The sequence below is a fragment of the Galbitalea soli genome (assembly GCF_010686725.1).
Taxonomy (GTDB): Bacteria; Actinomycetota; Actinomycetes; order Actinomycetales; family Microbacteriaceae; genus Galbitalea; species Galbitalea soli.
In genome coordinates this window covers 753489-779212 of the sequence record NZ_JAAGWZ010000001.1, presented here as the reverse complement: position 1 = coordinate 779212, position 25724 = coordinate 753489, and the positions used below count along the sequence as shown (strand labels likewise).

General features: G+C 69.8%; 16 protein-coding genes. 14 read left to right on the top strand and 2 right to left on the bottom strand.

The features are described 5' to 3' along the window. The 14 genes from G3T37_RS03630 to G3T37_RS03565 all read left to right on the top strand — a co-directional run bounded on the left by G3T37_RS03630 (nt 1) and on the right by G3T37_RS03565 (nt 23331). On the top strand, nt 1-558 hold the full coding sequence (locus G3T37_RS03630) for an FHA domain-containing protein (RefSeq protein ID WP_338401169.1): 558 nt from the start codon (nt 1-3) through the stop codon (nt 556-558). Beyond that, a complete protein-coding gene (locus G3T37_RS03625) occupies nt 555-1391 on the top strand; it encodes a protein phosphatase 2C domain-containing protein (protein WP_163472089.1) in 837 nt (278 codons plus the stop codon). Before G3T37_RS03630 ends, G3T37_RS03625 begins: the two co-directional genes overlap by 4 nt. A gap of 112 nt (nt 1392-1503) precedes the next feature. After that, nucleotides 1504-2877: a serine/threonine-protein kinase gene (locus G3T37_RS03620; RefSeq protein ID WP_338401168.1), complete on the top strand. Its 1374-nt coding sequence runs from the start codon at nt 1504-1506 to the stop codon at nt 2875-2877. 9 nt (nt 2878-2886) lie between these two features. Continuing rightward, the gene (locus G3T37_RS03615; RefSeq protein WP_163472087.1) at nt 2887-8862 is read left to right on the top strand and encodes an Ig-like domain-containing protein; all 5976 of its coding nucleotides are present in this window, start codon (nt 2887-2889) and stop codon (nt 8860-8862) included. An 8-nt stretch (nt 8863-8870) separates the two neighbouring features. Beyond that, nucleotides 8871-9842, top strand: a complete 972-nt coding sequence (locus G3T37_RS03610) for an AAA family ATPase (RefSeq protein ID WP_163472086.1) — start codon at nt 8871-8873, stop codon at nt 9840-9842. Next, on the top strand, nt 9839-11296 hold the full coding sequence (locus G3T37_RS03605; protein ID WP_174247724.1) for a DUF58 domain-containing protein: 1458 nt from the start codon (nt 9839-9841) through the stop codon (nt 11294-11296). The genes G3T37_RS03610 and G3T37_RS03605 overlap by 4 nt, the downstream gene beginning before the upstream one ends. Further along, on the top strand, nt 11296-13578 hold the full coding sequence (locus G3T37_RS03600) for a transglutaminase family protein (protein ID WP_163472085.1): 2283 nt from the start codon (nt 11296-11298) through the stop codon (nt 13576-13578). The genes G3T37_RS03605 and G3T37_RS03600 overlap by 1 nt, the downstream gene beginning before the upstream one ends. Nucleotides 13579-13615: 37 nt before the next feature. Then, complete coding sequence (locus G3T37_RS03595; protein ID WP_163472084.1) at nt 13616-14599, top strand: zinc ribbon domain-containing protein; 984 nt, start codon at nt 13616-13618, stop codon at nt 14597-14599. A 91-nt stretch (nt 14600-14690) separates the two neighbouring features. Beyond that, nucleotides 14691-17528: an FtsK/SpoIIIE domain-containing protein gene (locus G3T37_RS03590; RefSeq protein WP_163472083.1), complete on the top strand. Its 2838-nt coding sequence runs from the start codon at nt 14691-14693 to the stop codon at nt 17526-17528. 215 nt (nt 17529-17743) lie between these two features. Next, the gene (locus G3T37_RS03585; protein WP_163472082.1) at nt 17744-18958 is read left to right on the top strand and encodes an ABC transporter substrate-binding protein; all 1215 of its coding nucleotides are present in this window, start codon (nt 17744-17746) and stop codon (nt 18956-18958) included. Continuing rightward, a complete protein-coding gene (locus tag G3T37_RS03580) occupies nt 18958-20151 on the top strand; it encodes an ABC transporter ATP-binding protein (RefSeq protein WP_163472081.1) in 1194 nt (397 codons plus the stop codon). The genes G3T37_RS03585 and G3T37_RS03580 overlap by 1 nt, the downstream gene beginning before the upstream one ends. Nucleotides 20152-20154: 3 nt before the next feature. Then, nucleotides 20155-21066, top strand: coding sequence for an ABC transporter permease (locus G3T37_RS03575; RefSeq protein ID WP_163472080.1), 912 nt, complete (start codon nt 20155-20157; stop codon nt 21064-21066). Then, on the top strand, nt 21063-21956 hold the full coding sequence (locus G3T37_RS03570) for an ABC transporter permease (RefSeq protein ID WP_422110967.1): 894 nt from the start codon (nt 21063-21065) through the stop codon (nt 21954-21956). The genes G3T37_RS03575 and G3T37_RS03570 overlap by 4 nt, the downstream gene beginning before the upstream one ends. A 7-nt stretch (nt 21957-21963) precedes the next feature. Next, complete coding sequence (locus G3T37_RS03565) at nt 21964-23331, top strand: transaminase (RefSeq protein WP_163472079.1); 1368 nt, start codon at nt 21964-21966, stop codon at nt 23329-23331. A gap of 58 nt (nt 23332-23389) precedes the next feature. Here the strand turns inward: G3T37_RS03565 and G3T37_RS03560 are convergent, their stop codons facing one another. Together G3T37_RS03560 and gabT are read right to left on the bottom strand one after the other, a co-directional pair. After that, nucleotides 23390-24376: an asparaginase gene (locus tag G3T37_RS03560; protein WP_163472078.1), complete on the bottom strand. Its 987-nt coding sequence runs from the start codon at nt 24374-24376 to the stop codon at nt 23390-23392. Continuing rightward, complete coding sequence (gabT, locus tag G3T37_RS03555) at nt 24373-25719, bottom strand: 4-aminobutyrate--2-oxoglutarate transaminase (protein ID WP_163472077.1); 1347 nt, start codon at nt 25717-25719, stop codon at nt 24373-24375. The genes G3T37_RS03560 and gabT overlap by 4 nt, the downstream gene beginning before the upstream one ends. Nucleotides 25720-25724 lie beyond the last annotated feature (5 nt).

Sequence of the window (25724 nt, the reverse complement as noted above, 5' to 3'; positions counted from 1 at the left end):
GTGGACCCTGACTTCGACGACACCGTCACCGCCCCGCGGCGGCCGATGGTGGCGCCGATTCTTCCGGCGGACGGCGACCTCGACGACACGGTGGTGCCGGGACGCGAGCCCGCGCAGCTCATCGAGCAGGCCGACACGGCGCCCATCCCTGTGCAGGAGGAGCAGGCCCGGCCCTTCTTCCGCTACCGGATCGGTCGCACCGTGGTGTGGCTCGACGCGGTCTCCTACGTTGGTCGTCGGCCGAGCAGCCCTCGCATCGTGCACGGGCAGATGCCGCGACTCGTGCGTGTGCCCTCGCCCGGACATGAGGTGTCGAGCACGCACGTGGAGTTGCGGCAGCTCGGATCATCCGTCGTCATCACCGACATGCGGTCGACCAACGGCTCGACCGTGTTCCCGCCGGGCGTCGCGCCGCACAAACTGCGCCAGGGCGAGTCGGTCGTGGTCACACCCGGCACCCTGGTCGACATCGGAGACGGTAACGTGATCGAGATCCTGCCGCTGCAGCTCCGTGCACCCGGTGAACCGCCCGCCCACATCCAGGAAGGCTCCTCGTGACCGAAATCGGTGGGAGTGCCGCCGGGTACGAACTCGCCATGCCGGGACGCTCCGATGCGATCATCCGGCTCACCTGGGCGGCGGCGACCGATACCGGCCACCGGCGTGCCGCCAACGAGGACAGCTACATCGCGCAGTCGCCGGTGTTCGCGGTCGCCGACGGCATGGGCGGTCACTCCGCGGGCGATCTCGCGAGTGCGGCCGTCGTCACCCGGCTCGCGGAGGTGATCTCGCAAGGGTTCGCGACCACCGAGTCGATCGACCGCGCGCTCGAGAAGGCGACGGACGACATCGACCAGGTGGGCGACGAGCGCCAGCTCGGCGTCGGAACGACCGTCACCGGGGCGGTGCTCACCCTGCAGGCCGGGGAGCCGTACTTCGCGGTGTTCAACATCGGCGACAGCAGGGTCTACCAGTTCGAGCGCAACGAATTGCGCCAGGTGACGGTCGATCACTCGGTGGTGCAGGAGATGGTGGAACAGGGCCTGATCAGCCGGGAACAGGCCGAGCACCATCCCGACAGCAACGTCATCACGCGGGCCGTAGGGTTCAACATGCCGCCGACCGCCGACTACTGGATGCTGCCGCTGCGTCCCGGGTTCCGGCTCCTCATCTGCTCCGACGGGCTGACCAAGGAACTCGGTGACGAGCGCATCCGTCTGCACATGGCGGCGGGCCTCTCGGCGACCGAGACCTCGCACGCGCTCGTGGACGCCGCGCTCGCGGCAGGAGGGCGCGACAACATCACCACGATCGTGCTCGACGTGGTCGATGCGCCGAGCGAATTCGAGCTGCATTCCACGGCCCCCCGTTCGGGGGGAACCTCGGTCTAAGGGCACGATCACCTGCCTACAATGGGGAAATCCGTCTGACGGCGAGGGGGTATTCGTGGCGCGTCGCCTTCCTTCGCAACCTCCCGTCCTTCCCGGTTTCTCGCACATTCACGTGCTCGGTTCCGGCGGTTTCGCCGACGTGTTCCTCTACGAGCAGAACATGCCCCGACGGCAGGTCGCGGTCAAGGTGATGCTGAGCGAGGTCGTCAACGACCAGGTGCGGCAGATGTTCCAGGCCGAGGCCAACCTCATGGCCCAGCTCAGCTCGCACCCCGCCATCCTCACGGTCTATCAGGCGAGCGTCTCGGCGGATGGCCGGCCCTACCTCGTGATGGAGCTCTGCTCCTCCGCGCTCAGCCACCGGTATCGCGCCGAGCGGATCCCCGTCGAGGAGGTTCTGCGCATCGCGGTCAAGATCGGAAGCGCGATCGAGACGGCCCACCGCGCCGGGGTGCTCCATCGCGACATCAAGCCGAGCAACATCCTTCTCACCGCCTACGGGCACCCGGTGCTCGCCGACTTCGGGATCGCGGCGTCGATCGCCGAGTCGCGAGAGCAGGAGATGGTCGGGATGTCCATCCCCTGGTCGGCCCCCGAGGTGCTCATGGACGAGACCCCCGGGTCGATCGAGTCCGAGGTGTGGTCGTTCGCCGCGACCGTGTACTCGCTGCTCGCCGGGCGCTCGCCCTTCGAGGTGCCCGGCGACTCCAACAAGTCGTCCGATCTCATGACCCGCATCAACCGGGCCAAGCCGCAGCCGATCGGGCGCGCCGACGTTCCGGCGAGTCTCGAGCGCGTTCTCGCGCAGGCGATGTCGCGGTCGCCGAAGAACCGCCCCGCGAGCGTCCTCGAGCTCGTCCGCTCGCTGCAGGCGGTCGAGACCGAGCTGGGTCTCGCCCAGACCCCGATCGAGGTCGCGATGGACGACTGGGCGCTCGCCACCGTCGCCGATCTCGAGGACAAGACGCGGATCCGCGGAGTGACCGGCGCGATCAGTGCGCAGACGACCAACAAGCGCCGGAGGCGCCGGCGCGCGGGCGGGGAGTACGCGGGCGTGGGGACGGTCATCCGCGACTCGGCGTCGGCGCAGCGCAGTTCGACCTCCCGGCCGGCGGGCGGCTCCGGCATGCGCACGCTGACCTGGGTGCTCCTCGCGGTGGTCGTGCTCGCGATCGGCCTCGCCGCGACCGCCACCTTCGTGCTCATCAAGGCCGGCGACCAGGGCATCCCGACCGTCTCCGACATCACCGCCAAGGTGTCCGGCGGGGGAGTGCGCGCCGTCACCTTCAGCTGGTCCGACCCCGGCATCGGCGACCGCGACTCCTACGAGATCACGACGAGCGATGGCCAGACCAGCAACCAGCGCATCGCGCAGTTCTCTGTCGATGCCTCGGCGGGTGACCGCGTCTGCATCGTCGTCACGGTGGTGCGCGACGGCAAGACGGGCACGCCCAGCGGGCAAAAGTGCGTGGATGTCGGGAGCTGACCCCCGCGCATGATCAGGCAGTGGTTCAGTTCGCATCGATCGCTCGTCGCCACCGCGACGAGCGGTTCCGTTATTGCCGCCGTCATCGCGGCCGTCGCCGTGGTGTCGACGGGGTACACGGCGCAGCAGCTCGACCTCAACGACTCCTCCGTCTGGGTGGTCAACGACTCCCTGCAGTCGGTGGGGCGCGCGAACACCACGATCCACTCCCTCAACTCGGTGGTCTCGGCGGCGGGTGGCGACCTCAGCGTCGCCCAGAACGGCGCGACCGTGCTGCTCGTCGACAACTCCAACAGCAAGCTCGACATCATCGACCCGGCCACCTCGACCGTGCGCGATTCGGTGCCGCTGCCGCCCGGCGCACCCGAGGTGTTCCTCTCCGGTGAGAACGTGGTGATCGTGGCGAAGTCCACCGGTCAGGTCTGGGTGAGCCCGCTCAGCGACGTCGCCACCTTCGACGCCCAGTCGCCCGCGGCGCTGAGCCTCGGGCCGGGCGCGGATGTGAGCGTCGACGACGCGGGGATGCTGTTCGCCTACGCCCCCGCGACGAAGCAGGTGCTCCGAGTCGACCCCGCTGTCTCCACCGCGGTGCTCTCGAGCGATCCGGTCACGATCTCCACCGACGATCCCATCACGATCACCTCCGTTGCCGGCCAGTGGGCGCTCCTGGACGCCCGCGCCGGACGCGTCTACACGAAGGGTCAGTCCCTCGACATCTCCGGGGGACCGGCGGGCACCGGGCCCGTGCTGCAGCGGGCGAGCTCCACCGGCTCGAGCGTGCTCATCGCGGGTACCGCGGGACTCATCTCGGTTCCCTTCGACGGGTCGTCGCCCACCTCGCGCACCGTGGGCCAGTCCGGCGCCCCGGCCGCACCCCTCGTGCGCGGGGGCTGTGCCTATGCGGCGTGGGCGGGAGGTCAGGCCTGGCGTCGGTGCGCGGCCGACACGAGCGCGGGCGTCACCCTTGCGCTCGCCTCGATTCCCGGGGATGCCCGGCTCTCCTTCTCGGCGAACGGCGCCCGTGTGGTGCTCAGCGATGCGCGCTCCGGGGTCACCTGGGCGGTTCAGGACTCGGCGCAGGTCATCGACAACTGGGCCGAGCTGATCGTTCCCAAGCAGCAACAGCAGCAGCAGAACCAGCAGCAGGAGGACACCCCTCCCGTCGTCGAGAAGCAGCAGCTGCCGCCGGTGGCGGTGGATGACCAGCTCGGCGCCCGCCCCGGCCGCACGAGCCCCCTTCCCGTGCTGCTCAACGACTATGACCCGAACGGCGACGTGCTCGCCATCACCTCGGTGTCGGACATCAGCGCGAAGGTCGGGCACCTCGACGTCATTAACCAGAACCAGGGCCTGCAGATCACCCTCGCGCCGACGGCGAGCGGCTCGGTGTCGTTCCGGTACACGATCAGCGACGGCAGGGGTGGGACCGCCTCGGCGCAGGTCACGGTCGCGATCCGCACTCCCTCCGAGAACTCGGCGCCACGGCAGGTGCGAACCACGAAGTCGCTCGTCGCGGCGGGGGGTCGCGTCACCACGAGTGTGCTGGGCGACTGGATCGACCCGGACGGGGACCCCTTCTACCTCTCGAACGCCTCGACCGCCGACCCCGACAGCGTCACCTTCCAGCCCGGTGGGCAACTCAGCTTCAGCGACGGCGGCACCCGGCAGGGCGTGAAGACCGTCGCGCTCTCGGTCACCGACGGCAGCGCCGTCGGCACCGGGAGTCTCGCGGTCACGGTGCGCGCTGCGGGCAGGGTGCCGATCATCGCCGACCCCTTCATCGTGGTGGCGAGTGCCGGGCAAAACATCACCATCAGCCCGCTGGCGCACGTGCGCGGGGGAACCGGTCAGCTCCGGCTCAACTCGGTGCCCGCGAAGGCCGGGGTGACGATCCGCCCCAGCTACGAGGCCGGCACCTTCGAGTTCACGAGCACCCAGCTGACGACCCACTACATCGACTACGTGGTGACCGACGGCACTCAGTCGGTGACGGGCGTCGTGCGCGTCGACGTCATCGCGCCCCCGGACCCCAACACGAAGCCGATCACCATCCCGAAGACGATGTTCGTCGCCGCGTTGCAGACCGGTCGTATCGATGTCGCGGACTCCGACATCGATCCTGCGGGGGGAGTGCTGCTCGTCACCGGTATCGAGGGCCTCGCGGCGGACGCGGGGGTGAACGCGGAGGTGCTCGACCAGCGCGTGGTGCGGGTGAGTCTCACCGCGCCTCTGAAAGCCCCCGTGCGCTTCGGCTACCGGATCAGCAACGGGCTCGCGGACGCGCAGGGCACGATCACGGTCATCCAGATTCCGAATCCGGCGGTCTTGCAGCCGCCGGTGGCCAACGACGACAGCATCACGGTGCGCGTGGGCGCCGCCATCGACATCCCGGTGCTCGCGAACGACGTCGACCCGGACGGCCTCCCGCTCACGCTCGTGCCGACCCTGCCCCAGAACCTGCCCCGCGGTGCGGGCCTGCTCTTCGCCTCCGGTCGGGTGTTGCGGTACCTCGCGCCCCAGCAGCCGGGCAACTACACCGCCGTCTATGAGATTCAGGGGCCTGACGGCCAATCGGCGCGGGCTCAGGTGCACATCGCCGTGCGCGAGGTCGATCTCAACACCAACAACCCGCCCGTGCCGCAGACCGTGGTCGCGCGGGCGCTCGCCGGTGCCACGGTGACGATCCCCATTCCATTGCAGGGCATCGACCCCGACGGCGACACCGTCCAGTTGCTCGGGCAGGAGACGAACCCGGAGAAGGGTTCGGTCACCTCGGTGGGCTCCGACTCCATCACCTACAAGGCCGGTGATTATTCGGCGGGAACCGACAGCTTCGAGTACACCGTCATCGACGCGCTCGGGGCACGGGCGACCGGCACCGTGCGGGTGGGCATCAGTCCCAAGCTCGACGGCACGCGAAACCCCGTCGCCCGCGTCGACTCGGTCACCGTGCGCCCCGGCGTCACGGTGTCGGTCCAGGTGCTCGCCAACGACTCCGATCCGGATGGCCGACCCCTCCACATCGTCTCGGTGGCGCCCACCGACAAGGTGACCCGCGCGGTCATCAAGGGCAACATCGTCGCCATCGCCCCACCCACCGCGCCCGGCGACTACGCGGTGCTCTACACGATCGCCAACGACACGGGCGGCACGAGCTCGAACTTCGTGCGCGTCACCGTCGACCCGAATGCGCCGCTCGCCTTCCCGGTCGCGAGCGACACGGTGCTGACGCTCTCCGACATCCTCGATCGCACGAGCGTGACGGTGGACGTGCTCGCGAACGTCTTCTTCGCGGACGGGTCGTCGCGCGATCTCGGACTCTCCATCTACCCGGGCTTCGGTGACGTCGCCCAGGTGCTCCCGACCAAGCGCGTGGAGGTGAAGGTCACGGCCCACAGCCAGATCATCCCCTTCAAGGTGACGCACCCCAAGGACCCGAACGTCTTCAGCTACGCCTTCATCTGGGTGCCGGGCACCGACGACGCCCTGCCGCAGATCAATCGAAACGCCCCCGCGCTGACGGTGAAGAGCGAGGCCCGCCTCATCATCGACCTGAACCAGTACGTGATCGCGGTCGGCGGGAAGCAGGTGCGGCTCACCGACACGAGCACCGTGCGGGCGACGCACGCGAACGGCGACGATCTGGTGGTCGGGCCGAGCACCCTCGCCTTCACCTCGGCCCCGCGGTACTTCGGACAGGCCTCGATCTCGTTCGAGGTGACCGACGGCCAGTCCGCCACCGATCCGAACGGGCGGAAGTCGGTGCTCGTGCTCCCGATCACCGTGCTGCCCCGCGACAACCAGCCCCCCACCTTCGAGGGCGCCTCGCTCGAGTTCGAGCCCGGGCAGCAGGTCACGATCGACCTCGTGAAGCTCACCAATTACCCCTACCTCAACGACCTCGCCGAGCTGAGCTACGCGGTGCTCGCGCCACTGCCGGTCGGATTCACCACCCAGCTCAGCGGCCAGAAGCTGACCATCCGCGCCAACGACAGCGCGGTGAAGGGCACGGTCTCGACCGCGACCATCGCCGTGCGCGACAAACTCTCCGCCGGCACCGCCGGTCGGCTGACGCTCGCCGTCGTGGGGTCCACCCGACCGCTCGCCGCCCCCGCACCGGACACCGCGATCGCGCGCCGGGGTGCCTCCACCACCGTCGACGTTCTCGCCAACGACGCCGCGACCAACCCGTTCCCCGGGGAGCCGCTGCGTGTGATCGCCATTCGTGGCATCGACGGCGCGAGCCTGCCGCCCGGGGTCACCGTGACGCCGAGCGCCGACAACAGCCGCCTGACCGTCGCCGTGAGCGCCGCCGCCCAGCCGGTGGACACGACGCTGCAGTACGAGGTCGCGGACGCGACCGGCGATCCCGCCCGCTACGTGTGGGGCTCGGTCACGATCTCCGTCCAGGACCGCCCCGACCCCGTCAGCGCGGTGCGCGTCACCGACTTCGGCGACGGCCGGCTCACGATCGCCTGGAACAGCGGGGCCTTCAACAACTCACCGATCACCGGATACGCCGTCATCGAGACGAACGCGACGACCGGCGCTCCGATCTCCACCACCCAGTGCAGCGGGGCGCAGTGTCAGGTGGCCACCCCGGGCAACGGCCCCGCGAATGCCGTGCGCCTCGCCGTGACGGCGACCAACGCGATCGGGACCTCCGACCCGGCCTCGCTCGCGGGATCGGCGTGGTCGGATGTCGTGCCGCCGCCCCCCGCAGACCTCGCCTCCTCGCCGCTCGACCACGGCATCCGGATCACCTGGACCAAGCCCGCGGGCTCCGACGCCGGCTCACCGATCACCCACTACGTCGTGAACGTGGACGGTGCGGCCTCCCAGGACATCCCCGTCTCTCCGGGTGATGCCGTGGGCACCGCGTACAGCGCGACCGTGCAGGATCCCGGCATCGCCAACGGGTCGAGCGTCGCCTACTCGGTGAGCGCCCGGAACGCCGCCCCCGCCGACCTCGCGAACTGGACGCGGGCGACCGGCACCGGGCATCCGGCCGGTCCGCCGATCAAGGCCGCGAGCCCGAACGCAGCAGCGAGCACCGATGACGGTACGACCGCGACGCTGAGTTGGGACGGCGCCTTCACCGACAACGGCCGCGGCATCAGCGACTACTTCGCGGCGGTCTGGCCGACCGGGTCGACCGCCCCGAGCTGCGCGCTCGTCGGCTCGGCACTGCCCGCGGCATCCGCGACGGTCACCGCGAACGACGCCACGGTCAAGGAGGTGGGCACGGCGACGCAGACGGGCTTCTCCGGCCTCGACTCGGCCCAGCAGTACAACTTCGTGGTGTTCGCCTTCAACGGCATGGGATGCTCGGCGAGCGCCGTCGTCACCGCGACGCCGTACGCCCGCCCCGGCACGGTCTCCGACATCCGAACGAGCAGTCGGCCGCAGGACAGCGGCGACAACACCTGGGACTTCGTGCTCCGCAGCCTGAACATCCCCAACTCCAATCAGACGACGCCGGACCAGTTCCTGTACCAGCTGAACGGCGACGGGGTCGACGGCAGCACCTACGGACAACTGCCGATCGGATCATCCGCGTTCCTCACGACGAGCGACAATTCGCAGTACGGCGTCGACGTGCAGGTGCGCGTGAAGGCCTGCACCACCTACCCGGGCGCGCCCACCCTGTGCAGTCGCGACTGGTCGGCGTACTTCGAGGTGGGGGTACCCGTCGACAACAGTCACCTCGGTGATCTGAGCTTCACGCAGAACCCGCCGGACCCCGGCAACCCCGGCGCGCCGATCACCGCAACGTGGAGTTGGACCTCGGCACCCGCCGGCGCCGGATACGATTCGGTCACCTACAACTGCGGTGACGGTGACCAGCCGATGACGCAGATTGGCAGTTGCGATGTGACCGAGATCGGCACGGGAGGAACGGACTTCCCCAACATCTCGGTGACCATCACCTCGAACGGCCGCTCGTACACGCGCAACTACGACTGGCAGAACCCGCAGAACTGAAGGAACCCATGACGATGACACCGGAGCAGGCCGCTGCGTTCTCGGAGACGTTCAACCGTCTCGTCGCGAACGTCGACCAGGTGCTGCTGGGCAAGACCTTCGTGATCCGGCTCGGATTCACCGCCCTGCTGAGCGAGGGCCACCTCCTCCTCGAGGACTTCCCGGGAACGGGCAAGACCTCGCTGGCGCGCGCGATGGCGCAGAGCGTGCGCGGCACGAGCAGCCGCGTGCAGTTCACGCCCGATCTGCTCCCGGGCGACATCACCGGCGTGAGCATCTTCGACCAGCGCAGCAACGAGTTCGAGTTTCACGCCGGCCCGATCTTCGCGAACATCGTGCTGGCCGACGAGATCAACCGAGCCAGCCCCAAGACGCAGGCCGCTCTGCTGGAGGTGATGGAGGAGACCCGGGTGACGGTCGACGGGATCTCGCACGAGGTCGCCCGACCGTTCATGGTGATCGCGACCCAGAACCCCATCGAGCAGGCGGGCACCTACCGTCTGCCCGAGGCGCAGCTCGACCGCTTCCTCATGAAGGCCTCGATCGGCTACCCCGATCACACCTCGACGCTGCGCATTCTCGAGGGATCCGCCGTGAAGGCGCACGAGACCGTCGTGCCGCCGGTGGTGAGCGCCGCAGAGGTCATCGCACTCTCCGAACAGGCGCGCACGGTGCACGTCGACCCCTCGATCAACGACTACGTCTCCCGGCTCATCGACGCGACGCGGTCCGCCGTGGAGGTGCGGCTCGGCGTCAGCGTGCGCGGCGCTCTCGCGCTCATCCGAACGGCGAAGACCCTCGCGGCGGCGAACGGGCGTCACTACGTGATCCCCGACGACATCAAGATCCTGGCCGAGCCCGTGCTCGCCCACCGCCTGCTGCTCGATCCGGAGGCGGAGTTCGACGGGGTGACGGGATCGAGCGTCATCGGCCAGCTCCTCATCGAGACCGCGCCGCCGAGCGATCGGCAAGCCGTGTGACGAACCGCGAGAGCACCGCGCGCGGCCGACGGGGACGGGCATCCGGCCGCACCTCGACGAGAGCGGCGTCACGCACCGCCTCGCGCACGAGCGCGCGCGGGGCGGCCCGATCGGAATCCACCCTCTCGACCGAGACGCAGGGCCTCACGAACGCGCGCACCCGGATCGTCGGAACGCGCACCGGCCCCGTCGCCGACCTCGTCGTCGAGGTCGTGCGGCTGTCGGGCGTCGCCGGGCGGGCGCTCGCTCGCGTCGCGGGCAGGATCTCCAATGTGCTCACTCCGTTGGGCTGGGCGATGATCGTGGTCGTCCCCGCCGCCTTCGTGGCGGGATACGGTCTCGGCTGGATGGAACTCGTGCTCGTCGCCTGGGCGGGGCTCGTCATCGCCGTGGTGGCGGCGATCTACCTCGTGGGTCGGAGCCCGATCACGATCGAGCTGCGTGTGCCGCACTCCCGCGTCGTCGTTGGCGAGGGTGCGTCGGGGCAGGTCACGGTCGTCAACCCGCGCTCGCGGCGCGTGCTCGGCTCCACCATCGAGATCCCGATCGGCGCGGGGCTCGCCGAGGTCGTGCTGCCCAACCTGCGCAAGGAGGCGGTGTTCATCCACGAGTTCGCCATCCCGACCGCCCGTCGCGGCATCGTGCCGGTCGGGCCGGTGCGCACCATCCGCGCCGACCCCATCGGGCTCGTGCGCCGCGAACTCGTGTGGACGGAGGAGCGCTCGCTCTTCGTGCACCCGAAGACCATCGCGATCCCCTCGACGAGCACGGGGTTCGTGCACGACCTCGAGGGCAATCCCACGCGCGACCTGACCAACAGCGACGTGTCGTTCCATGCGCTGCGCGAGTACCAGCCGGGGGATGAACGGCGCTACATCCACTGGCGGTCCTCCGCCAAGACCGGCCGCTACATGGTGCGCCAGTTCGAGGAGACCCGGCGCAGTCACCTCGTCGTCGCCCTCAGCCTCGCGACCGGGGACTACGCGAACGACGAGGAGTTCGAACTCGCGGTCAGCGTCGCGGGCTCGCTGGGCATCCGCGCGATCCGCGACGCGCGAACCGTGTCGGTGCTCGTGAGCGAGACGACGCCCGAGTTCGCCAAGCGCAAGCTGCTCGCGGTTCGGCCGCTCTCGACGGTCACCCGCGCGAGGCTCCTCGACGACCTCGCGGTCGTGGAGAGCGCCCCCACTGCCCTCGCGATCGCCGACGTCGCGCGCGTCGCGGGGGAGCAGGTCGCCGGGATCTCCGTCGCCTTCCTCGTGTGCGGTTCGGGCGTCACGGCGTCCGAGCTGAGATCGGCGTCCACCAAGTTCCCCGTCGGGGTCGAGGTCGTCGCGGTGGTGTGCGACCCGGAGAGCATCCCGGGATTCCGTCGGGTGGCAGGGCTGAGCATCCTCACCATCGGCTATCTCGAAGACCTGCAGAAGTCGCTCGCCCGATCGGCGGCGGCCTGATGCGTCGTCCGGGACCGGGGTTCATCGCGGCCAACACGCTGCTGCTCTGGCTCGCGATGGCGATCGCGGCGACCGCGCTGTGGCCCATCTATCGCAGCACGGGTCTCGTCATCATGGTGGTGGCGGCGGTGCTGTCGGGATCGCTCGTCGCCGTGTTCGGGGCGATCTATCGCTGGACGGCCCCGGTCGTCGCGCTGGCGACCATCGTCGCGTTCGTGGTGCTCGGGGTGCCGGTCGCCGTGCCCGCGAAGGCGGTGAACGGCGTGATCCCGTCCCTGGACGGCCTTCGCGATCTCGCCACCGGCGTCGCGCTGGGCTGGAAGCAGCTCGTCACCATCACCCTTCCCGTGGGCCAGTACGAGGCACTGCTCGTGCCGTTCTTCGCGCTCATCCTCGTGCTGACGGTCGTGTCGCTCTCCACCGCGCTCCGCGCCCGCTTCGGCGAGCTGGCCGTCCTCGGGCCGGTTGTGCTGTTCATCGCCGCGATCGCCTTCGGTCCCACCACCGCCACCTGGCCGGTGGCACTCTCGCTGGGGCTCTTCGCGGCGACGCTCTTCGCGATCATCTGGCACCGGGTGTACCGGCGTCGGCGCGCCATCCGGGCCTTGGCCACCCAGCTTCGCGACTCGAACATCACGCGGATCGAGGCGCGGTCCGACACGCGGTTCGTCGCCGTGCGCACGGTCGCCGGGGCCGGCGTGATCCTGCTGCTCGCGGGCGTCACCGCGGTCGGCGCCTCCCGCCTCCTGCCGCCGGCGGGTGCGCGAGACGTCGTTCGCACGAGCGTGGAACAGCCCTTCGAACCACGCGACTACGTCTCCCCGCTGAGCGGCTTCCGGAGCTACTGGCAGCAACCCGATGTCGACTCCGTGATGCTCACCGCGCAGGGCCTGCCGAGCGGGGCGCGCGTGCGCATCGCCACCCTCGACAGCTACGACGGCATCGTCTACTCGGTGGGCAGCGCGGCCGTCGACGGTTCGAGCGGGTCGTTCACGCGCGTGCCCTACCTCTTCGACCAGGCCGGGGTGACCGGCAAGCGGGTGTCCGTCCACGTGCAGGTGCAGGCGTACAGCGGCGTGTGGATGCCCACCGTCGGCGACCTGGAGAACGTCACCTTCGAGGGCGCCTCCGCGGGACTCCGCGACTCGTTCTTCTACAACGGGACCACGGGCACGGCCGCCGTCGTGGGCGGCCTCGCGACGGGCGACAGCTACGATCTCACCGCGCTGGAGCCCGCTCAACCCTCCGACGCCCAGCTCGCGTCCGCCGATCCCGGCACGGCCACCGTCCCGGCGTTGGGGGCCGTCCCCGCGGAGCTCGGGAGCGTGCTCTCCTCCTACACCGACGGCATCGACGGCCAGGGCAACAAGCTCGTCGCCGCCATCGCCGGCCTGCGCAAGAACGGCTACATCAGCCACGGCGTCGACCCGGCCCAGCCGGCGAGTCGCTCCGGCCACGGCGTCGACCGCATCAACGAACTGCTGACCGATCAGCGGATGATCGGCGACGCCGAGCAGTACTCCGTCGCCGCCGCCCTGATGGCGCGCGAGCTGGGCTTCCCCTCCCGGGTCGTCATGGGCTTCGTGCCGGAGTCCGCGGGGAGCGGCACGATCCAGCTCCGCGGACGCGATATCTCGGCCTGGATCGAGGTCGACACGGCGCAGTACGGCTGGGTCACGATCGACCCCAACCCGCCGGTGCGCCCGATCCCACCCGAGCCGCCGAAGGACCCGAACACCGTGGCGCGACCGCAGAGCGTGGTGCCCCCGGTCACGACCGACACCAACCCGCTCGACTCGGCTCCCGCCCCCGACACCCAGCAGCAGAATCCGCCGCAGGACGACCCGGTGCTGGCCCTCGTGCTGCTCATCGCGCAGATCTCGGGCTGGGTGCTCGTAGGACTCCTCGTCATCGCGTCGCCGTTCCTCGCCATCATCGTGGCCAAGCTCACCCGTCGGCGCCGGCGTCGGCTCCGCGGCACCGCGGTGCAGCGGATCAGCGGCGGTTGGCAGGAGTTCGAGGATCGGGTGCTCGACCACGGAATCCAGCCGCCGGCCGCCGCGACGCGCACCGAGGTCGCACAGGCCGTCGGAGGCACCCGTACCGCCGTGCTCGCAACGGTGGCCGACCGCGCGGTCTTCGCGCCGGGGGAACCGGGGGATGACGAGGTGGCGTTGGTGTGGTCATCCGTTCGCGAGCTCAGCGCGTCGCTCGACCGTGGGCGCTCCCGTTGGCAGCGCTTCCGTGCGCGCGTCTCGCTGCGGTCGCTCAGGAAGTTATAGTGACAAAAACCATGAGCACATCGAGGAGGCGCCCGTCGTGAACTGCGAGGTCTGCGGCACGGCCCTGCCCGAGGGGGCCATGTTCTGCGGGGAGTGCGGCCGTGCCGTGAGCGCTCGGACCATCTCGATCCAGGCCGGCAGCGACGAGACGGCGGATGCGCCCCCCGCGCTCTCGCGCTCGGTTCCCTCATCGCCCGCTCCCTCTGTGCCGTCGCCGCCAGTGCTCGAGGTGCCGTCGCCACCCCGGCCCGCGGTGGCCGCGCCCGCGGTGATGCCGCACCCGCCGGAGGGCGCGCCGATCGCGCCCCCCGCGCTGAAGCCGCCGTCCGTGCTGGGCGACTCGGCCCCTTTCCCGCTGTCCTCTCCGCCGTCGCCCGGTGACACCCGCGCCATCGACCCGCTGCCGCGGCCGAACTCCCAGTTGATCGCCGGGGCGAAGCCCGCCGTGCTGCGCTGGGGCGAGGACGAACCGGGCGCCCCGACGCCGGTCGACGTGCCGGAGCACCGCGACCCGCTTCCGCCGCTCGACTCTCTCGTCTCCCCGTTCGCCGCCGCCCCTGCGCCGTCGGCCTTCGCGCCGCCGGTCGTCGACGAACCGGTCGGCCACACGGCACCGCGTCTCGAGCACAGCGATGGCGGTACCGGGCCGGTCGGAGACATCGAACAGACGCTGATCGTGCCGCGCCGGGAGCAGGGGGAGCGGTTCATCCTGCAGTTCAGCACCGGTGAGAGCATCAGCGTGTTCGGCTCGGGACTCATCGGCCGCAACCCGACTCCGCAGCCGGGCGAGTACTACGATCACCTCGTCGTGATCCGCGACCCCGGCAAGTCCGTCTCGAAGACCCACCTCGAGTTCGGCCAGGAGGCCGGATCGTTCTGGGTGAGCGACCGGTACTCGGGCAACGGTTCGGTGTTGCGTGAGCCGGGTGCGGCACCACGGCGTCTCGCGGCCGGTCGGCGCTATCGGATCGTGCGCGGAACCCGCGTCGACATCGCCGAGCAGTTCTTCATCATCAGCTGACGGCTCCTCCCCAGCCGACTGGGTGCGGTAGTTCTCCACAGGGAGCCGTGAACCAGCCGGATGACCTCCCGCCCCGGGCTGCAATGGTGACGTGCCCGCCCGTCCCGTCCGACTCGACCACCCGGTACCGCCCGCCACCTCACCGCCGCGCGGCTTCCCGATCCTGGCGACGGTCGCACCCGTCGTCGTGGCGATCGCGCTCTGGATGCTGACGCGGTCCGTGTTCACCCTCGCGTTCGCCGCGCTGGGGCCCCTCCTGGCCGTCGCGAGCGTCGGTGACGATCGGCTGCGCGGCCGCTCCCAGCGACGGCGGGAGCACGAGCGATTCCGCGCCGAATGCGCTGAGGTCGAGCGCGCCATCGACGAGGCACACGATGACGAGCGTCGGGGGCGGGAGCGAGCGGAACCGACCGTGCGCGAGCTCCTGCGGCGGGTGGGGCACGATCCCGAACGGTGGACGGGTGACGCGGCACGACCGCTACCGGTGCGGCTCGGCACGGCCGCCGCGCGGAGCGCACTCGACTACGCGAGCGCGTCCCTCTCGTCCCGTGAGGCAGCGCCCGTCGCGGCCGAGTTGCAGCGTCTCGTCGAACACGCCGCGGTGCTGCAGGGTGCGCCGTTCAGCGTCGACGCGCGCGGGGGGATCGCGGTCGTGGGCGATGGCATCGCGGCGGTGGCGGTGGCGCGGGCGGTGGTCGTCCAGCTCGCGATCGCACTGTCGCCCGCGTCGTGGAGCATCGAGCTGCCCCGGCACGGCTGGGAGTGGGCCCTGCACCTGCCGCACTCGCCCTCGCGGGGCACGACGCACGAGGTGCGATTCCGGCACGACGGCAGTGAGGTCGTCGTGACGACGGTACCGCCCGACGCCGTCGTGAGCAGAACCGTCCGCACGGTTGTGGCCTGCAGCGCGGGCGGCGACGCCACCGTGCTGCGCCACGATGGCGACGTCCCTGCGGGGGAGATGGTCGCTCCGCTCCCGCTACGGCTTCAGTTGCTCGGCGAGGAGGAGAGCCGGGCAGCGGCCCAACTTCTCGCGCAGCGCGCGCAGATCGAGTCCGTTCGGCACGGTGTCGATGCGCTGCCTCCGGCGGTGGGCTTCGCCGCGCTCGCCGCGCTCGCGGATTCCGTCGGTTCGGAGACCGACCTCGCCGCGGTGGTCGGTGTGAGCGCCTCGGGGCCGACGGTCGTCGACCTCGTCTCCGATGGACCGCACGCGATCGTGGGCGGCACGACGGGCAGCGGCAAGAGCGAGTTCCTCATCACCTGGATCCTGGCGATGCTGCGCGGTCGGAGTCCACAGCAGGTGACCTTCCTCGGCGTCGACTTCAAGGGAGGCGCCACGTTCGACGCGATCCGCGATCTCCCGCACTGCGTGGGCGTGATCACCGATCTCGACGCGGAGGAGTGTCGTCGCGCGCTCGCGAGCCTGGGCGCAGAACTCCGGCATCGCGAGGCGGAGCTCGCCGCCCACGGCCTCCGATCCCTCGATCAGGCAGCGGGCGGGCTGCCATTTCCGCGACTCGTGGTCGTCGTCGATGAGTACGCGGCGCTCGCTGCCGCTGATCCGGAGCTGCACGCGCTGTTCTCCGACATCGCCGCCCGCGGCCGATCGCTGGGCATCCATCTCATTCTGTGCACGCAGCGTCCGGCGGGGGTGATCCGGGAGGCGGTGTTCGCGAACGCCCCGCTGCGGGTGTGCCTGCGCGTGGCGAGCGCCGCCGACAGCGTCGCCGTGATCGGCGACACCCACGCCGCCGAGATCCGGCCGAGCCGGAAGGGACTCGGCGTCGTGGGGGTCATCGGGGGCGAGATGGCCCTCGTTCAGTTCGGTTTGTCTGCCGACACCGACATCGCGGCGGCGAGAGTTCCGGCGTCCGCGGCACCGCCGCCCCGCAGGCCATGGTGCCCTCCGCTGCCGGCGCGGATCGCGCTGGGCGATCTTCCCCCGCCGTCGAGGCCCGGAATCCCGATCGGACTCCTCGACCTGCCGGAGGAGCAGACCCAGCGCACCGCCTGCTACGACCCGAGCGGCATGGGGCCGCTGTTGGTGCTGGGCGCGCACGGTTCCGGCAAATCCGAGCTGCTCGCCGCGGTGGCTGCGGGATCCCCGGGGGTGCGCGTCGTCAGGGTGGGCGCCGACTACTCCACGCTGTGGGATGCGGTGACGTGGGCGTTGGATGACGACCCCGTGCGTGTTCCGGAGAGCTCGGCTGACGTCGCGGAGACATCTCCGGGGTCTCCCGAGCGGTCGACCCTGCTGCTCGCCGACGATGTCGACGCCGCCATCGCGGCCTGCCCGATCGAGTACCGCGGCGAGCTGGTCGACCGCCTGATCCGGGTGCTGCGCGAGGGTCCGTCCCGCGGGATCGTCACGGTGGCGACGATGCAGCGAATCCCGTCCGATGCCCACGGGGTCGGCAGCGTCGCGGGCACGCGCCTGCTGTTGCGGATGCCCGGGCGCAGCGACTACGTCCTCGCCGGGGGCACCGCCGCGCTCCACCTCGCTGACGCTCCGCCGGGACGCGGGGAGTGGCAGGGCGCCCGGGTGCAGCTCGCCCTCATTGACGATCGGGCTCTGCCGGTCACATCGCGGGAGGCGGCGCTCGACGTGTCAGACGTGGTGATCGCGACCACGCCGAAGCTCCTCGTCGTCTCGGCCCGACCGCCGCAGACGAGAGAGCTCATCGCCGCCGTGCTCGCCGACACCGCGGTGGAGGCACCCCCGGTGAACACCGCGGACGAGTGGTTCGGTGGGTGGGCGAGCGCGTATCGGGCGGGGGAGTCCACAGTCGTGTTCGACGGCTGCTCCCACGCCGACATCCGGATGCTCACCCGCGTGCGCGAGCTCCCGCCGCCGTGGCCCGCCGCGACCCGCCCCCTGTGGGTGCTGCTCCCGTCCGGCCGACTCGCCCGGGCGCGCCTTCGATGACCGGCGACGCGGAACAGCCCAGTGCGATCAGTTGCGTGAACCAACGAATCCGCATCAAATTCGCCCTGATCCGTGCTGATTTCGTGAAATTCTTGTTACAAAGTGGGTGATTTGCTCTTTCCCTACTGACGCCGACGCTCGTGCTGTGACAGGATCGAGCCACGCGCAAACGGCGCGCGTACCTGCCGGTTGCTGCCCGCGAAGGAGAGGCCCCCATGAGATCCCTGCCCGAAGATCCGATGATCCGCCAGTTGGTCCAGCAGATTCGAGCCTCGCAGGTCACGCGACGCACGATGCTCGGTGGCGCCGCCGCGAGTGCCGCGGCCCTTGCGCTCGCCGCCTGCGCCCCGATCGGCGGCGCCAAGAAGCTCCAGCCCGCGAAGGACATCTCCGCGACCGACAAGACGATGACGTGGGCCAACTGGGCCCTGTACCTCGACCAGAACGACCAGAAGCAGTACCCGACCCTCCTCGCCTTCGAGAAGGAGACGGGTATCCAGGTGAAGTACGACATCGCCGTGGACGACAACAACAGCTACTACGCCAAGGTGAAGGACCAGCTCGCGCTCGGGCAGGACATCGGTGCCGACACCGTCTGCCTCACCGACTGGATGGTGAGCCGCTGGATCAACCTCGGCTACACGCAGAAGCTCGACCACGCGAAGATCCCGAACCTCTCCAACCTCGCTCCCCGCCTGCAGAACCCCGACTTCGACCCGGGTCGCAACTACTCCGTCCCGTGGCAGAGCGGTTTCGCCGGCCTGTGCTGGAACAAGGAGAAGCTTCCCAAGGGCATCAAGCAGGTCTCCGATCTGTGGGATCCGGCCCTCAAGGGGCGCATCGGCGTGCTGTCCGAGATGCGCGACACCATCGGGCTCATCATGCTCGAGCAGGGCGTCGACATCTCGAGCAAGTCGTGGGGCGACAAGGAGTTCAACGCGGCGATCGCGGAGTTCAAGAAGCAGGTCGACAGCGGTCAGATCCGCAACATCAAGGGAAACTCCTACGCCGACGACCTCAAGAACGAGGACACGCTCGCCGCGATCGTCTGGTCGGGCGATGTGGAGGGGATCAACGCCGACATCGGCTCCGACAAGTTCGGCTTCGTCATTCCCGAGACGGGTGGCACCCTGTGGAGCGACAACTACCTGATCCCGATCGGCTCGAAGAAGAAGACGAACGCCGAGACGCTCATCAACTACTACTACGAGCCCGAGGTCGCGGCGACCGTCGCCGCCTACGTGAACTACATCACGCCGGTCGAGGGAGCGCAGGAGGCGATGAAGAAGATCGACCCGAGCCTGGTGGATGACCAACTCATCTTCCCCAACGCCGACACCTTCTCCCAGGTCAAGCTCTTCCGCACCCTCACGAACGCCGAGAACACCCGCTACAACAGTGCGTTCGAAGCGGTAGGTCTCGGCGCCTGATGGCCGGCGGCATCTTCGCGGAGTCCGGCGCCGACCTCGAACTCGTCGGCATCCACAAGCGATTCCCCGGCTTCACGGCCATCGAGAATCTCAACCTCACGATCTCGGCGGGCTCGTTCTTCGCCCTGCTCGGCCCCTCCGGCTGCGGCAAGACGACGACGCTGCGCCTCGTCGCCGGTCTCGAGGAACCCACCTCGGGTCAGATTCTCATCGGCGGCAAGGACGTCACGTCGACGAAGCCGTTCCAGCGGCCGGTCAACACCGTGTTCCAGAGCTACGCGCTCTTCCCGCACATGACGGTGCTCGAGAACGTCGCCTTCGGGCTCCGTCGACGCCGCATCACCGACCCGATCGCGAAGGCCCACGAGGCCCTCCGTCTGGTCGAGCTCGATCACCTCGCCGCCCGCAAGCCCCAGCAGCTCTCCGGTGGGCAGCAGCAGCGCGTCGCCCTCGCGCGCGCCGTCGTGAACCGCCCGGCGCTGCTTCTGCTCGACGAGCCCCTCGGGGCGCTCGATCTGAAGCTCCGACGCCAGATGCAGCTGGAGCTCAAGAACATCCAGAACGAGGTCGGCCTCACCTTCGTGCATGTCACCCACGACCAGGAGGAGGCCATGACCATGGCCGACACCGTCGCGGTGATGAACAAGGGCCAGATCGAGCAGATGGGCGCGCCGGAGGAGCTCTACGAGCTGCCGAAGACGGCGTTCGTGGCCAACTTCCTCGGGCAGTCGAACCTCTTCACCGGCCCCGTGACCGCGAGCAACTCCGAGAGCATCACGGTCACCGTCGCGGGCGCCCAGATCGTCGTGCCGAAGAGCCGCGCGCAGGTGCACGACGGCACGATCACGATCGGTGTCCGGCCCGAGAAGCTCTCGCTGCTCACCGAGGCGCCGGCTCCCACCACGGGGGTCAACGTGATCGGACCCGGACGCGTCGTCGACGTGTCCTTCAGCGGCGTGAGCACCCAGTACGTGGTCGAGGTGCCGCACATCGGTCCCATGATCGTGTTCGCCCAGAACATGGTGTTCGGCCCGGTCGTCAACGTCGGCGCGCAGGTCTGGATGAGCTGGACCGTCGATCACGGATTCGGTCTGAGCGACAGCCCTGTTCCCGAGGACGCCGACCTCGCGACCGCCGATCTGGCGACCGCGCAGATCGCGACGGCGCACGCCGCGGCACAGGCCGGAGACTGACCCATGGCGATGACCGCATTCGCCGGGGCCCCCACCCAGGCCGAGCCGGCACCGCGTCGGCAGAGCAAGATCGCGCTCGTGCTTCTGCTGCCGGGCATCCTCTATCTGGTGCTGTTCTTCATCGTGCCGCTGGTCTCGCTCGTCATCACCTCGCTCGAGGCGCCCGCGCCGGACGGCTCCGGCACCTTCCAGTACGCGTTCAACTGGCAGAACTACGTGGACTCGGTGGGCACGTACAGCACCCAGATCTTCCGGTCGTTCCTGTACGCGCTGCTCGCCACGGTGTTCGCGCTGCTGTTCAGCTACCCGCTCGCGTACTTCATCGGCGTGAAAGTGCGGAAGTGGCCGCTGCTGCAGAGCTTCATGCTCATCCTCGTCATCGCGCCGTTCTTCATCAGCTTCCTGCTGCGCACGCTGGCCTGGAAGACGATCCTCGCCGACGAGGGCCCCATCGTCACGAGCCTCAAGGCGCTCTCGCTGCTCGGGCCGCAGACGCATATCACGGGCACGCCGGTCGCGGTCGTCTTCGGTCTCACCTACAACTTCATCCCCTTCATGTGCCTCCCGCTCTACACGACGCTGGAGCGCCTCGATATCCGCTACCTCGAGGCCAGCAGCGACCTGTATGGCACCCCAGCCTCCACGTTCTGGCGGGTCACCATTCCGCTCTCGCTTCCCGGTATCGTCTCGGGCACGCTGCTCACCTTCATCCCGGCGGCGGGCGACTACGTCAATGCGAGCCAGGAGTTCCTGGGTGGCGCGAGTTCGTCCATGATCGGCAACGTGATCCAGAGCAACTTCCTGGTGCAACTGAACTACCCGGCCGCGGCCGCGCTCTCGATCGTGCTCATGCTCGTGATCCTCATCATCGTCGGCAGTTACGTGCGTCGCGCGGGAACGGATGACCTCCTGTGAGCGCCTCGACCCCCGCCGCCTCTCCGCTCGGCTCCGCCGCCTCCGCGTCGACCGCGCGCGCCGCAACGGCCCCGCGTCCCGCGCCGCGCCGGAGCCGCGGGCTCGGCAACTGGCTCCTCCCCACCTACAGCGTGCTGGCGCTCGTGTTCCTGCTGATCCCGATCGTCTACACGATCGTCTTCTCCTTCAACAAGTCGCTGAAGTCGAACATCTCGTGGAACGGCTTCACGTTCAGCAACTGGACGAACGTGTGCGACCAGCAGGACGTCTGCGCGGCGTTCGGCACGAGCATCCTGATCGGGGTGACCGCGACGGTGATCGCGACGACCCTGGGCACCATGATCGCGATCGCCCTGGTGCGGTACCGCTTCCGCTTCCGGGCGGTCACGAGCCTGCTCATCTTCCTGCCGATGGCCACCCCGGAGGTGGTCATGGGTGCCGGTCTCGCCGCGCAGTTCCTCAGCGCCGGTGTGCCGAAGGGGATCGGGACGATCATCATCGCCCACTCGATGTTCTGTCTCAGCTTCGTGGTCGTCACGGTGAAGGCGCGCGTCGCCAGTCTGGATCCGGCGCTCGAGGAGGCCGGGCGCGACCTCTACGGATCGCCCTCGCAGGTGTTCATGCGGGTGACCTTCCCGTTGCTGCTCCCCGGAATCCTCGCGGCGGCGCTGCTGTCGTTCAGCCTGAGCTTCGACGACTTCATCATCACCTACTTCAATGCGGGCACGGTGCAGACCTTCCCGACCTACATCTACATCTCGGCGACGCGCGGAATCCCGGCCCAGGCGAACGTCATCGCCTCGGCCGTGTTCCTGATCGCGATCGCCATCGTCGTGATCAGCCAGATCGTGACGCAGTCCCGCGCGAAGCGACTTGCAAAGGTGCAGTGATCCCGTCATGACCGGTCCCGGTTACTACAGCGATCGTGCGCGCCTGCGCGAGGCGTGGGAGGCGGAGCTCGACGTGTATCGTGCCGCCCGTCCCGCGTCGGAGCGACTGTGGCGGGAGGGGCTCGTCCACATGCCTGACGGCGTCCCGATGCTCTGGATGGCGAAGTGGCCGGGGCCGTGGCCGGTGTTCGTCGAGCGTGCCGCGGGCGCGCACTTCCGCTGCGCGGACGGCATCGACCACGTGGATCTCTGCCTCGGTGACACCGGCGCGATGTGCGGGCATGCGCCCGCGGCATCCGTGGCCGCGATCTCGGAACGCCTCGCTGCCGGTGCCACGATGATGCTGCCCACCCGCGACGCGGCGGTCGCCGCCGAACTGCTGAGCGACCGATTCGGCGTGCCGAGCTGGCAGTTCGCGCTCTCGGCGACGGATGCGAACCGCGCGCTCATCCGCTACGCGCGGCAGGTCACCGGCCGTCCGAAGATCCTCGTCATCGACCACTGCTATCACGGCACGGTCGACGAGGCCTACGCGACGCTCGACGCCGACGGCGCCGTCGTGGAGCGCCGAGGGAACATCGGTGCACCGGTGCCCCCGTCCCTCACCACGGCGGTCGTGCCGTTCAACGACCTGCCCGCGATGGAGGCGGCACTCGCCACACTGGAGGTCGCGGCCGTTCTGATCGAGCCCGCGCTCACCAACATCGGGATCGTGCTGCCGGACCCCGGCTGGCACGCCGCGGTGCGGGAGCTCTGCGATCGCACGGGCACCCTGCTCATCATCGACGAGACCCACACCCTGTCGGCCGGCCCGGGCGGGATGATCGCGCGCGACGGCCTTCGCCCGGACGCGGTCGTCGTCGGCAAGTCCATCGGCGGGGGAGTGCCCGCGGGCGCATACGGCATGACCGCAGCGTTCGCGGCGGCCGTGCGGGACTCGCTCGAACTCGAAGACATCGACGTCGGGGGCGTCGGCGGAACACTCGCCGGCAACGCGGTGTCGCTCGCCGGGATTCGTGCGACCCTGAGCGAGGTGCTCACGGCCGAGGCTTTCACCGGGATGATCGACCGCTGCACCGAGTGGACGGTCGGCGTGCAGGCCGCTCTCGACGAGTTCGACGTGCCGTGGCAGGTCACGCAGCTCGGTGCGCGAGCCGAGTACAGCTTCCGCCCGACACCGCCGCACGATGGTCGCGAGGCGGCCGAGGCCGATGATTTCGAGCTGCAGCAGTACCTGCATCTGCACGCCCTCAACCGCGGGATCCTCATCACGCCGTTCCACAACATGGCCCTGATGAGCCCCGCGACGACGGCGGCCGATGTGGAGCGCCACACCGTCGCGTTCCGGGAGGCGGTCGTCAGCCTGTTCGGCTGACCGCGGAAGCCGCGGCGTGGCGCTCCGGACGGCGATCCGGCTGTGACGGCGTCGTGGCTCAGAAGGCGACGGAGAGTCGACCGACCGGGTGCCCACCGCCGAGCACGCGCTCGGTGGTCTGGGCGGCCACGCCGGCGGCCCGATCGCGATCGACCGCACCGACCCGAACGAGAAGCTCGAGCGCCACGATCGTCGCGGCGCGCAGGCTGCCGTCGAGCACCTTCACCGCGACGGCCCGCCCGTCGGGTGCGCCCATCACCATGACGCCCTCGGCGCCCAGCTTCGCGATCAGTCCCAGCTCCTGAATGACGACGGTGTTGGCGCGCCCGTGCCCGTCGATGCCCCAGGGGTGGCGGCGAATCGCTGCCGCGACCCGCGCCTGGGGGCCTTCGGCCGCGCCGGTGACGCGGCCGGTGGCACGGGCGAGGCCGACCAGGCTCACGGCGTGGACGGGCGCACCGCATCCATCGACCCCGCTGTGCAGGACGGGCTCGCCGGTGAAGTCTTGGATGGTCTCGCGCACCAGCTGCTGCAGCGGATGACCGCCCTCCAGGTACCCCGCCACGTCCCAGCCGCGCCAGGCGCAGACCGCGAGGAACGCCGCGTGCTTCCCCGAACAGTTCATGTGCAGACGCGAGGGCCCGAGGCCCGCCCGGACCAGCTCGTCCCGGTATTCGCGGCCGAGGGGCCAGTCGGCGGGGCACTGCAGCGCGGTCTCGTCGAGGCCCGCACTCGCAAGGATCCGTCGCACGACCGCGAGGTGCTGGGGGCTGCCCGCGTGGCTCGCCGAGGCGAGTACGAGCTCTTCTCCGTCGAGCGGGAGGCCGGCCCGCAGCACCGCCGTCGCCTGCACCGGCTTGAGGGTCGACCGCGGGTAGACGAGCGCGGCGGGGTCGCCGAGAGCGGTGACGAGCGCGCCATCGGCATCGACGACGACCGCCGCACCGAGGTGTCGCGACTCGATCAGCTCGGATCTCTCCAGTTGCGCCAGTTCGACGCAGCCGGCCGCGGTCAGCGAGCGGTCGGCCCCTTCCTCGCTCGTCACAGCGTGGCGAGCGCCTCGTCGATCACGGCGAGCGCCTCCCGCAGCAGCGCGTCGCTGATGGCCAGGCTCGGCAGGAACCGCAGCACGTTGCCGTAGGTGCCCGCGGTGAGCAGGATCACGGCGTGCTGACCGGCGTAGGAGGCGATCTTCTGCACGGCGGCGGAGTTGGGGTTCTTCGTGCCGGGCTCGACGAGTTCGATCGCGATCATCGCGCCGATTCCGCGAACGTCGCCGATGACGTCGTACTTCTGCTGGAGCTCGAGCAGGCCGGTCTTGAGAACACCCTCGATGCGGCGGCCCTCGGCGAGCAGGTCGTCCTTCTCGATGCGGTCGAAGACCGCGATCGCGGCGGCGGCGGCGACGGGGTTGCCGCCGAAGGTGCCGCCCAGACCGCCCGGGTGCGAGGCGTCCATGATCTCGGCGCGGCCGGTCACGCCCGCGAGCGGCAGGCCTCCCGCGATGCCCTTGGCGCTCAGTACCATGTCGGGCACCACGCCGAAGTGCTCGCTCGCGAAGTAGGCGCCGGTGCGGGCCATGCCGCTCTGGATCTCGTCGGCGATGAACACGATGCCGTTGGCGGTGCACCACTCCTGGAGCGCCGGCAGGTACCCGTCCGCGGGAACCTGGAACCCGCCTTCACCCTGGATCGGCTCGACGACGAGGCAGGCCAGATCGGTCGCCCCGACCGTCTTCTCCAGGTAGTCGGTGGTGCGCTTCGCGGCCTCGACACCGCTGAGGCCGTCGCGGAAGGGGTAGGAGTTCGGAGCGCGGTGGATGTCGCCGGCGAACGGCCCGAAGCCGAGCGAGTAGGGCATCGCCTTGAAGGTCATGGCCATGGTGAGGTTGGTGCGACCGTGGTACGCGTGCTCGAGCACCGCGACCCCGTTGCGCCCGGTGTACTTGCGCGCGATCTTGACGCCGTTCTCGACGGCCTCCGCGCCCGAGTTCACGAGCACGGTCTTCTTCGCGTGGGTGCCGGGGGTGTGCTCGGCGAGCAGTTCCGCCACGCGCACGTACTCCTCGTAGGGCGTGATAGTGAACAGGGTGTGGATGACGCTGCCGAGCTGCTCCCGCGCCGCCTCGACGACCGCGTCGTCGGTGTGCCCGATGGTGGTCACTCCGATGCCCGCGCCCAGGTCGATGAACTGGTTGCCGTCGACGTCGCGCACGATCGCGCCGTGCGCGGCCTCGATGTAGACGGGGAGGGCGGAGGAGACGCCGACGGGGACCGCGGCGAGGCGACGCTCGTGGAGCTCCTGCGACTTGGGGCCGGGAATCGCCGTGACGATACGGCGCTCCTGGGTGACGGCGGGGGTACTGGTGGGAGCGAGCGTGTCGGTCATGATGG